We start from the raw sequence: 11140 nt of genomic DNA on the forward strand, positions 1-11140 counted from the left end.
ATTTAATACTTATTTATTAACTATTAAAGCGATTGCAACAAACTTTCACTGGCGATATTAAGCGATCACACTGATGGGACAAAAACACCAATTTGCGGATTGAAAGTAAACAGATGCTGGAAAAAATTCGGGTATTTTAAAATGCGGATAAATGCCTGACGACAGTAGGCTGCTCTAATAACAGCAAGCATAACACGGAGATAAAAAAGTGCAAATCACTAAGCGCAATGTCGAGTTAACAACAGATAACGGTTTAATGCGTGTTTATGTATTGGCTCGCAAAGCAGCAGGAAAATACCAAAGTATTGTTTTAACAACCATCAACCCAACGTTATAAACACCAAATCGCAACACAACTAGAATCTGTGCGCAATGGGCTACGCTCCGCCGTAGGCGATCGCATTTTAACTTTCACTCAATTACAATGTTATCACTTACTTAGTATTGGATCTAAATATCGCCAGTAGTTTACTTACTTAGGAAGCAATCAGGCAAGTTCTACAAGGTGGGGTTTATACCTGTGTCGGCTATAGCTTTGATGTCAATGCTTTAATCAAACAAGCTGCGGCACTTCTTAAAATGATGCGACCAAATTTTAATTTGATTTATAGATGATACGATCGCAGTAAAAGTACTTTAGAGAGCTATGACAATAAAAAAGCGTATTGAGCTTAATCAAGGATGCTTCCTTAATCCTGCAAATAAAAAGATAGTTGTCAATTTAGCAAGTAAAGATATTTTAACTTTAATCACACAAGAATTAAAAACTCGTTATTCGCCAGAAACTCAAAAGCAAGCTCTTGAAGAGAGTTCCCAGATGTTGCCAAATTTTGTATTTCAAGAATTATTAAAACGTCAAGAGGAACTAGTAAACGTTAACCCAGATACTTTAATAATAGTTAACTGTAACATCACAGAAGCAGAAGTCGATGACTTAGAATTTAATTTAAGTATCGAAGCATATTTTGTAATTGGAGATACAACAGGTCAAAATCATTTTCGTGCTAATAGGATAGTATTATGGTCAAATATATGGGGTGATGACGAACAACTCCTTTTCGATTTAGAAGATGAACTAGGCGAAAAATTCTGGACAGATTATAAAATTCAATTGCTCTTTGATGAAGAGAATCAGCAAACAATTGAATTAGAAGTATCACAAACAGATGATTATGCAGCAAGATTAGAATTTTCCCCATCTCTTCAAAAGTTTTTACCATCCATAGTCCCGTTTACGGATAATGAATTCTAAAAGTTATTCTCCGTATCGATTATTAGCCAATCAATCAGAATGCTAATCCCAACTCTTCAGAGCCGCAAATGAGTTATTTACGATTGGCTGGTGGTCTTGTAAGTAATAAAATACTGTGTCAATCACCTGTTATCGAGCAATACAGTTCAATTAAGGCTAAAACTCTTTGCCAAAGTCAATTTTTTTAACGTAGAAGCAAAGCGGCTCCGCAAAGGACGCAAAGAGAATAAAGAAATGCTTAACTGAAGCGTACCAAGAGATATTGCACAAGTAACTAGCATAACTAAATTACAGCAAGCATTAGTGGCACGCAGTAGAGGCGATACCCTGTGGTTACTCCGTTGGAGAACTTGTGGAGTATCTGCCTCTCTACAAGACGCTGACGCTCCTAACGTCGCTACCGCTTCGCTAATGCGAATTCGCCTACATGAATTGCCTTAAGAAGAAAATCTTTCTTTTTGGCTCAAGTTTTGCGTAAGTTCGATGATAAATATATTTTTCTCAAGAAATACTTCTAAGTGTAGATGGCTAGATGATAGCGAAAGGGATAATGCTGAAAGAGTTGATTTTCTCTGACCAATTACTGACTAGGAGATTATTTAATGAAAACCAGAAAACTAGGGAAACTTGGGTTAGAAGTTTCAACTCTCGGACTTGGTTGCATGGGAATGTCTGAGTTTTATAGTGGTCGTGATGAAAATGAGGCGATCGCTACAATTCATCGAGCATTGGAACTTGGAGTTAATTTTCTTGATACTGCTGATATGTATGGGCCTTTTACTAATGAGCAATTAGTAGGCAAAGCAATTAAAGATCGTCGAGATCAAGTAGTATTAGCAACCAAATTTGGCAATGTCCGCACTGAAGATGGTGGTTGGCAAGGAATTAGCGGCAAACCCGAATATGTCCATCAAGCTTGCGATGCCTCACTAAAACGCCTGGGAGTAGAAGTGATTGACCTATATTATCAACATCGGGTAGATTCAACCGTACCCATTGAGGATACTGTAGGAGCAATGGCGGAGTTAGTAAAGCAAGGAAAAGTGCGTTATTTAGGGCTTTCAGAAGCTGCTCCGGCGACGATTCGGCGGGCTATGGCAGTTTACCCCATTGCGGCGTTGCAAACAGAATACTCGCTTTGGAGTCGAGAGCCAGAGGATGAAATTTTACCTACTGTGCGGGAATTAGGAATTGGGTTTGTTCCTTATAGCCCATTAGGAAGAGGGTTTTTATCAGGTGCGATCGCTAGCATTGACGATCTAGCACCTGATGACTATCGCAGAAATGCGCCTCGCTTTCAAGGTGAGAATTTTTCTAAAAATCTGCAATTAGTTGAGCAAGTGAAGGCAATTGCCACCGAAAAAGGAGTAACTGCTAGTCAGCTTGCACTAGCATGGCTATTGGCTCAAGGAGAAGATATTGTCCCAATTCCTGGTACAAAACGCCGTACCTACTTAGAGGAGAATGTTGCAGCTACCGATATTACCCTGACTGAAGAAGAGTTGAATCGGCTGGAAGCAGTTGCACCAAAAGGTGTAGCAGCAGGTGAGCGCTACCCTGACATGAGTACTGTTAACCGTTGATCCATTAACGAAATGTAACCAAATTTGTACCGATTGTTCCCAGTAGTGTGATGTCTACGACGGGCTACGCCTACGCAGGTGAAAAGCTAGGACTACACAAAATAAGTATGTCATTTCAGGTTTTTATTAATCGTTGTTTGATGGTAAATAGACCTGTGCTGTAGGGGCAATTAATGAATTGCCCCTATGACATATATGTTTTTTCAAATCATCTATACTTGGTATTTCTTGTTAATGCCTAAGCTTTAAGATTATTCATTATTTTACTCAAAATCCCAACACCTGCCTTGATTTTTCCAGTACTTCTTTAGGGCGAAATGGTTTAGTTAGATATAAATCTGCACCAACTTCAATCCCTTTTTGTTTATCAAATTCCTGCCCTTTAGCTGTCAATATGATGATGTAGATGTCAGTCATTTCCAAGTCATGTTTAACAATGTGGCAGACTTGCAAACCGTTCATTTTAGGCATCATCACATCAAGAAAAACTAGATTTGGTTTTTCAGTTTTAATAGTTTCAAGAGCTTCTTCTCCATTTCTAGCAGTTAGAAGTTCTACGCCTTCATCTTCTAATGCTTCTAAGGCTTGTTCCATCAAAATCAAGATATTGGGTTCATCGTCAACAATCAGAATTTTTTGGGTCATAAGATTTTCGGAGAGATTACTGCTCAGACAGCATAATAAAAAATACATTTTCTAACTCTTTCTCAAACCGTAGAGTTTTCACCAAATCACCTTCTTGAGAGAAGATAGAATCGATGATGATCATGTCAGGTTTGGCTGACAGAGCTTTGTTGATACATTCTTGCGGATTGGAGGCTTCAATCACGTTGTATCCCTGAGTTTGTAGTACATCGGATAAGGTTTTTAAAGCTGAGGCATTTTTATCTACAACTAATACCTTTTTACTAGAAGTACCTTGGTAAAGCAGTGAGCCAATTTCGTTGAGGAGTTTCTCTGTATTAATGGGCTTGGTGAGATAGCGATCAATACCAATATGGTAGCCCCGTTCTTTGTTTTCAATAATTGACAAAATAATGATCGGAATGTCTGCGGTTTGAGGATCATTCTTGAGAACAGCTGCCACATCAAAACCATTGATTTGGGGCATCATCACGTCCAAGAGAATCAGATCGGGACGGGCTATTTTAATTTGATGAATTGCATCTACGCCGTCCTTTCCTTCCTGAACATTGTAGCCTTCGTTTTCTAGTTGTTGACGAAGCAGTTCCCGAATGTTAGCGTCATCATCCACAACCAAAATGGTTTTACGGTTTTGGTTCACCACTGGGTTTGTGGTAATGACGTGTTCTTTGAGCTGCTTGACTAGCGTATCTAGATTCAGATTAGCAGTAGTTTTTTGATCGCTGCTGTAGATGGGAATGATGAATGAGAATATACTGCCATTCCCTGGTTCACTTTCAACCCAAATTCTACCGCCGTGATGATCGATGATTTGTTTACAGATGGGTAGCCCTAACCCTGTGCCTTTGGGTTTGTCGGTGAGGGTGTCACCAACTTGGCGGAATTTCTCAAACACTTTTGGCTGATCTTCTGGTGAAATACCAATGCCTGTGTCGATAACGCTGATGCAAACACCGTCGTCTCCTTGTTTGACGCGGCAGGTAACACAACCAGATTCAGTAAATTTAACAGCATTAGAAATCAGATTAATTAAAACTTGCAGCAAACGGTTGCGATCGCCTACTATCTGAGGCAGTCCAGGTTCAATCTCGCTTACCAACTCCAAGCCATTGGTTTCAAACAACCCGGCGGTAGAATTGGTTGCCCAATCCAGTAATTCGCTGGGATCGATCGCCTGCATCTGCCATTCCACCTTACCTGCTTCCATCTTGGCGATGTCTAAGACATCGTTAATCAAAGACGTGAGCCGTTCTGCTTCCGACACAATAATGTTGAGATTGTCACTCACGCGTTTAATAGTTTTTTGAAGCTTGCGGTCTTCAGTAGAAATTATTGGGAATACATCGGTTTCTAGCTTTTCTTTAATAATTGATGCAAAACCGAGAACAGAAGTTAGTGGTGTTCGCAGTTCGTGAGAAACCGTTGAGATAAAGTCGGTTTTCATCTTGTCAATCTCTTTTTCTGCTGTTATGTCCCGAATCAGCAGTGCAGAACCGAAGCAGGTAAGGGGTTCTTCCTCTACCGTCTTTTTAAAAATAGCGGTTGCCACTGCCTGACCAATACGTTCCTTCGTCAGTGCAACTTCAGCAGAAAATACCTCTCCGGGATGAGATTGAGTTCGGGCAACCAGTTCTGCTAAACCAGATATCGGCAGTTCTTGGTAGTGACCCTTGACGACGGTATCTGTCAATTCATACATAGCTAAAAAGGCAGGATTGAAGTGGGTAATTTGTCCTGCGGTGTCTGCCACTAACAAACCGTCTGCTAAGTTATCTAAAATGGCATTTAATCCGTGTGCTTCTGCTAAGGTATTTTGCAGGGCACCTGTTCGTTCTACAACTCTGGCTTCTAATTCTTGATTCAGTTGCCGCAGAGAGATTTCTGCTTCTTTGCGGGCAGTGATATCGGTATTAATTTCTAGCACCGCGCAAGGCTGACCGTCGATATCCCGTTGCAATGTCCATCGGCTCTGGACGATAATCAATTTGCCAAAATGGGTGAAGTGTTGCACTTCTCCTTCCCAATTACCTTGCTCTAATAACTCTGCGATGATTTCTTCTTTTGGTTTTGGAAAGATTTTTTTGAGAAATGCTTGAATACATTGGCCTTTTACTTCTTCACGCGTCCAACCGTAGAGTCTCTCGGCACCCTGATTCCAGTGAGAGATTTTGTCGCTCATGTCACGGACGATAATGGCATCGCTGGAATGATTTAACATATCCATCAAACGTTGATTTTCGGCTTCTGCTTGTTTGCGATCGTGAATATCGGTACAAGTACCAATCCATTCTCGAACGCTGCCATCTTTTTCTAAGACGGGGGCACCACAGACAAAAAAGTGTCGGTAGCTGCCGTCTTTGCCACGAAATCGGTATTCGGTTTGAAAGAGACTCTTATTTGCCACAGCAGCACTCCAGGCTAAGGCTGTGCGGTTACGGTCATCGGGGTGAATCGGATCGAGCCAGCCCAAACCCTCAACTTCTTCTGCACTCTGACCTGTGTACGCTAACCAGGTAGGCATTTCATGGCCCACCGCCAGTCCTTCAGGCGTAGCCACCCAGACAATTTGTGAGCTGGCAGTTACCAAAGAGCGAAACCGTTGTTCGTTTTGTTGGAGAGTTTGTTCTCCTAGTTTGCGATCGTGAATATCGGTGCAGGTGCCAACCCACTCTCGAACGTCGCCGTCTGCTTCCAAGACTGGGGCACCACAGACAGAAAAGTGGCGATAGCTGCCGTCTTTGCCACGAATTCGGTATTCTGTTTCATAAATGCTGCACTTGGCCACGGCTGCATACCAGACTTGGGCTGTGCGATCGCGATCGTCAGGATGAACGGCATCAATCCAGCCTCCATTTGCCGCTTCCGCTAGACTTTGACCTGTATAGGCTATCCAGCTTGCTAGTTCAATGCAAATTCCTTCTGGTGTGCTTACCCAAACAATTTGTGTCGTAGCGGTTACTAGAGAGCGATATCGAGCTTCACTCTGTTTCAGGATTTGTTCAGTATGTTGGCGTTCCTGTTGGGCGAGTCGAAGATCGCTGATATCCTCCACACTAGACCAGATCATTCGTTCGCCATCTTTCTCAATTATCAGCCCGGAGATTCTGACTGGGACTAAATGCCCATTTTTGTGAATTAACTCCTTTTCGTAAGGCCCATAGTGACTAGTTTGTTCTAGGTTTTCTAGGGTAGCTCGGTCAGAGGCAGCATAGCTTTCAGGAGTAATTTGCCAATAGCTGAGATTTAGGGTTTCTGGAACGGTGCGCCCCAAAATTTCAGCATAAGCATGGTTGATATTAATTAGCGTCCCATCTGTTCGGCATAATGCTAGACCAACCGGACATTTTTCAAATAGCTGACTATTGTATTCATCAAGTTGCTTAAACATGGTTAAGGTTTCTCTAGTGGCGTATTTAAATAGGATTAGAACAACAGAACCAAGACAACAAAGTGGCGTAAAGCTTTAATGAAATTGGGTGGCGTTGGAACATCTGGTAAATTTCATCGGGTGATGCAGTTTCCACATCTGGATTGTGCTGTGAAAGTCGCTGGATCAAGTGAGTATGACGGGTCAATAAATCCGTCGGTTTGAGCATTGGAATTGTTGATCGAATGAAGCCATCGGCATCGGGTATATGGGGTAATATTGTTGTGGCAGTTGGCGAGGCAGAGGTGTAATTCTCTTCTTCAGTAGGGGCCACCACTGCACAATTTAAGGGAATCTGAATCCAGAATTCTGTGCCTTCACCTGGTTGAGAACGACACTTGAGCATTCCTCCATGTTTGTCTACAACAATTTGATAGCTGATTGCCATACCTAATCCGGTTCCCTTACCAATATCTTTTGTGGTGAAAAAGGGATCGTAAATGCGGTGAATAACCTCTTCCTTCATGCCTGGGCCATTGTCGGCAATTAGAATCACAGCCCACTGGCGATCAAGAACTTTGGTACGAATAGTGATTTGGGGGGTGGGGAGTGGAGAATGAGGAGATTGCGGGACAAGAAGATGGGGTGAATGAGAATTTTTCCATTCCCCATTACTCATTGTCTCCTCCAAAGCATCAATGGCATTTGCCAGGATGTTCATAAACACCTGATTCAACTGTCCGGGATAGCATTCAATGGGGGGAAGTTTTGCATAGTCTTTGACGATTTCAATTGCCGGACGGTGAATATCTGCTTTCAGGCGATGATGAAGAATCATTAGCGTGCCGTCTATACCATCATGGATATTGACGGCTTTCATTTCGGCTTCGTCGTGGCGGGAGAAGTTTTTCAGGGATTGGACAATTTCTACGATACGACCGGTGCCCAGTTTCATCGAATCTAGCAGTTTGGGGAGATCCTGCATGATAAATTCCAGGTCTATATTGTCTAACTCTGATTCCAACTCTGGAGGGACAACAGGTAGGAATTTTTGATAGTTTTCCAATAGGTGTAATAAGTTTTGGGCGTATTCGGCAACATACCTTAAATTGCCGCAAATAAAGTTAACTGGGTTGTTGATTTCGTGGGCAACTCCGGCAATAAGTTGTCCGAGACTGGACATTTTTTCGCTTTGGATTAACTGAGTTTGGGCCAATTGCAGCTCATGAAGAGCTTTCTGAAGCTTTTTTGTCTGGGCTTGTGCCTGAACTGCTGCTTTAGTGCTTTGCTCGTAAAGCAAAGCTTTGTCAATGGCGATCGCTGTTTGAGAAGCAAAGATACTCACAAGTTTCAGGTGTTCAGCTTTGTATGAATCGGTTTTGGATGCCCCAATCGCGATCGCTCCCAGTACCCGCTCTTTGGCTCTTAACGGTACACAAATCATGGCGCTAACGTTTTTTTTCACCTCTAATCGAGGATCGGTTTGCACATCATTGATCAGTTCTGCCCGGTTGGATTGCACAATGTTGCCAATAATCCCCTTACCTGGTGCTGGGTGGCTATCGTCAAAAAACTCTCCAAATTCGGCAATGATTTCAAATGCAGTTGCATCTGGACTCAAAAGCAGAATCATCCCCGCAGACGATTCAATTAATCGACTTAATTCTTGAAGCACGAGTTGAGCAATCTGTCGCGTATCCAAACTTGTTGCGAGTTGAGTCGAGATATCGTCAAACAAATCAATTTCTTGGTATCGCTCTAGCAATTCTATGGCCAGTATTTTCTTCTCAGCTTCTTGCTTGGCCAACAATGAGAGCAAACTTGCAACTAGAATTGCCTGTTCTCCTCCCACAACCCAACCGATGATTTCTCCTGACATCTCAATTGGATATCGGTTTTCGTTAGTTTGCTTCCCAATGCTAAGTAGTTTTGCGCCGTCTACCAGTTCAACATCAATCGCAATATTGAGCTGGTAGACTAAGTTATGCAGGAGAGATGGCAATTCTTTTTTATTGAGAATCTTTCTGAGGCTAACTGGGGACATAAAACACCTCATAAGCAGCAAGTTGCAAATTAACCCCATTCAAGCAAATTGGGTGATTAATTTTATCAATGAAAACAGGAAATACAGGGCAGGATAGCGCAGCGTTAGCGAGTCCGCGTACTCTTACGGAGAAGCAAGCTACGCATAGCGTCTCGCAGAGAGCGTTGACAGGAGGAAAACCGCCCTCTCTGGAAAAGAGAGGAATTGTCATAAAAATCTAGGGATATAATAATTTACTAATTAAGACTAGCTTTCCCAAAAATATTGGCGATATAACAGTGAAGCTGAACATTAGCAAATACCTTTATACTTCGTTACAAATGTATACTTCTGTTTGTGTAACTCGGTTATTTTTAGGGCTTACACAAAGCCACAACAGTAGGGGCAATTCATGAATTGCCCCTACCTGATAATATATTTTTATGAAAAGATAAATAGCGTATCAAAAGAAGCTGCGATCGCAACTTCTTTTGGTACGTTTAAAAATTATTAAGATAAGTAGTAGCTTCAGTTAGATGCGAGAGTAGCGGAAACGAAGTCTGAGTAACCGAAGCCAGCGTAACCACATTTGTGCAGGTTGTTCAAAGAATGTAAAAATATCACCAAAACCTAAATTAGTTTTGTGATGATGTAACCAGTGTCTCTCAGGAGTAGTAACAAATAAAATTTGGCATAAAATATTGATAGGCTTTGGAGTTTGCCAACCAAGTACACTGATGTGTCGCCACCATACATGAAACTGACCAAGCAGTAATCCCGAAATAACGCCAATGGGAGAGAAAGACCACAAGACTACTGCTATGAGTATATAAGGCAAAGCTCCTAAGATACCATCTAAAAGAACTTGGGGATTAAAAGTCAAAATAGCGTAGTGGCGGAAATCTTTTTTCCAGGAGTGGTGCGTTTTTAAATGAAGGCTACCAAAAACATGCTCGGGTATGTGGTAAATAAATGTAGATAGAAAATCACCAAAAAACAGTAATAACCAAGCAACAGCGATAGCCTCAAGCATTTGTACTCCTCAAGAATAGTTAAGAAAACTCCACAGAAAATATGCAAATGTCATGCTGTGGGTGTAGACACATGATTTCCTTCATGCAAGCAGCATTTGTGCTTATCATGGGTCTACACTCCAGTGAATTTGGCTCAGAGTATATGTAATTGGATCAGTTGCAGTTTCAATGAATCTCCAATCCTTAAATGCAGTAAACAGCAACCCCTAAGAACCTCCAGCTTGACTTGTAGCTCTGGGTTAATGGCAATAATACATCTAAAACTCGATTGGAATACAGTATTTTACTATAGTTACTACACAATCTTCTTACTAAGGCATACAGCGTAGGCAAAGATTGAGTTAAAGTTAGTACAAATTTAGGTTAAGGCTTTTTTCGAAATTCTTAATTCCAAATTGGTTGCAATTAAGTCTTAATGATGAATTTAATCAGAGCCACAGAAATAAAGATTCTGCCAAAACAACTTGGGTAATCAAGGTGAGTAAAACGAGTTTACAATTAAATTGAGATATGGCAAAATTTTGAGTATTTAGAACTAACATAGTTTTTCATAGACAAGTGATGTAAAATCTACATTTAGTCCCCTAAAATTCAATTCAAATTTTACCAAAAAAAGTAGATAAATGCCTAATTTTAGCTAAAAATAAGCTAAAATAAGTTTTGGCATGATGATCCTATATTATAAAAAATAACCCTGTTTTTTATAAGCTGGTTCGTGTGAAATTCTGATAAAAAAACATCACTATTCTAAGCATATTGCCATATATTATAATTATTTTATAATCTAACAACAGAAAGAGTTTGATGATTAATTTATATATAAAAGTTGCTGAAATACCTCAAGATTTTCCTAGAATTCAAGCAATTAGACGAGTAGTTTTTCAGGATGAACAAAAGGTAGATCCTGCTTTAGAATTTGATGGCAAAGATGCAATATCTGAGCATTTAATTGCTTATTTAAATGAAGAAGCTGTTGGTACTGCCAGAATTAGATATTTGCAAGATAAAACTGCCAAGATAGAAAGGCTTGCGGTTTTATCTACAGCTAGAGGGCAGGGTATTGGTACAAAAATTATGGAAAAGGCACTACAGGTTATAACTAAAAAAAATATTACAGAAGTTGTTATTCATGCCCAAGAATATGTAAAAGATTTATACAAAAAACTGGATTTTGTAGAAGAGGGAGAAATATTTGAAGAAGCAAGCATTCGCCATGTGATAATGAGAAGGAAAATC

9 protein-coding genes are annotated in these 11140 nt (G+C 40.7%); 5 read left to right on the plus strand and 4 right to left on the minus strand.

Annotated elements, in window-relative coordinates:
* Positions 1 to 208: 208 nt before the first annotated feature.
* The 4 genes from GNF10_RS39025 (at position 209) to GNF10_RS31005 (ending at position 2835) form a co-directional block, all read left to right on the plus strand.
* Entirely contained in the window at positions 209 to 337 is a 129-nt protein-coding gene (locus GNF10_RS39025) for a hypothetical protein (protein ID WP_260446062.1), read from the plus strand.
* Positions 338 to 646: 309 nt separating this feature from the next.
* Positions 647 to 1252: a hypothetical protein gene (locus GNF10_RS30995; protein ID WP_260446061.1), complete on the plus strand. Its 606-nt coding sequence runs from the start codon at positions 647 to 649 to the stop codon at positions 1250 to 1252.
* A gap of 303 nt (positions 1253 to 1555) precedes the next feature.
* Positions 1556 to 1693 (plus strand): hypothetical protein, encoded by a 138-nt coding sequence (locus tag GNF10_RS31000; protein WP_185581278.1) that lies wholly within the window; start codon positions 1556 to 1558, stop codon positions 1691 to 1693.
* A 161-nt stretch (positions 1694 to 1854) separates the two neighbouring features.
* Entirely contained in the window at positions 1855 to 2835 is a 981-nt protein-coding gene (locus GNF10_RS31005; RefSeq protein WP_185581279.1) for an aldo/keto reductase, read from the plus strand.
* A 267-nt stretch (positions 2836 to 3102) separates the two neighbouring features.
* Here the strand turns inward: GNF10_RS31005 and GNF10_RS31010 are convergent, their stop codons facing one another.
* The 4 genes from GNF10_RS31010 to GNF10_RS31025 form a co-directional block, all read right to left on the minus strand.
* Positions 3103 to 3480: a response regulator transcription factor gene (locus GNF10_RS31010; protein WP_041566390.1), complete on the minus strand. Its 378-nt coding sequence runs from the start codon at positions 3478 to 3480 to the stop codon at positions 3103 to 3105.
* A 16-nt stretch (positions 3481 to 3496) separates the two neighbouring features.
* The gene (locus GNF10_RS31015) at positions 3497 to 6868 is read right to left on the minus strand and encodes a PAS domain S-box protein (protein WP_185581280.1); all 3372 of its coding nucleotides are present in this window, start codon (positions 6866 to 6868) and stop codon (positions 3497 to 3499) included.
* A gap of 25 nt (positions 6869 to 6893) precedes the next feature.
* The gene (locus GNF10_RS31020) at positions 6894 to 8891 is read right to left on the minus strand and encodes an ATP-binding protein (protein WP_185581281.1); all 1998 of its coding nucleotides are present in this window, start codon (positions 8889 to 8891) and stop codon (positions 6894 to 6896) included.
* A 511-nt stretch (positions 8892 to 9402) separates the two neighbouring features.
* Positions 9403 to 9903, minus strand: coding sequence for a fatty acid hydroxylase (locus GNF10_RS31025; protein WP_185582053.1), 501 nt, complete (start codon positions 9901 to 9903; stop codon positions 9403 to 9405).
* Positions 9904 to 10708: 805 nt separating this feature from the next.
* Between GNF10_RS31025 and GNF10_RS31030 the strand changes: the two genes are divergently transcribed.
* Positions 10709 to 11140: GNAT family N-acetyltransferase (locus GNF10_RS31030; RefSeq protein ID WP_185607339.1), on the plus strand; the 432-nt coding region annotated here is incomplete at its 3' end.

Source organism: Nostoc sp. UCD121, from assembly GCF_014222285.1.
In the GTDB taxonomy this organism is placed as follows: Bacteria; Cyanobacteriota; Cyanobacteriia; order Cyanobacteriales; family Nostocaceae; genus Nostoc.

Coding starts and splice junctions, on each gene's coding strand:
- GNF10_RS30995 (WP_260446061.1), top strand. CDS start 647: ATGACAATAAAAAAGCGTATTGAGCTTAATCAAGGATGCTTCCTTAAT.
- GNF10_RS31005 (WP_185581279.1), top strand. CDS start 1,855: ATGAAAACCAGAAAACTAGGGAAACTTGGGTTAGAAGTTTCAACTCTC.
- GNF10_RS31010 (WP_041566390.1), bottom strand. CDS start 3,480: ATGACCCAAAAAATTCTGATTGTTGACGATGAACCCAATATCTTGATT.
- GNF10_RS31015 (WP_185581280.1), bottom strand. CDS start 6,868: ATGTTTAAGCAACTTGATGAATACAATAGTCAGCTATTTGAAAAATGT.
- GNF10_RS31020 (WP_185581281.1), bottom strand. CDS start 8,891: ATGTCCCCAGTTAGCCTCAGAAAGATTCTCAATAAAAAAGAATTGCCA.
- GNF10_RS31025 (WP_185582053.1), bottom strand. CDS start 9,903: ATGCTTGAGGCTATCGCTGTTGCTTGGTTATTACTGTTTTTTGGTGAT.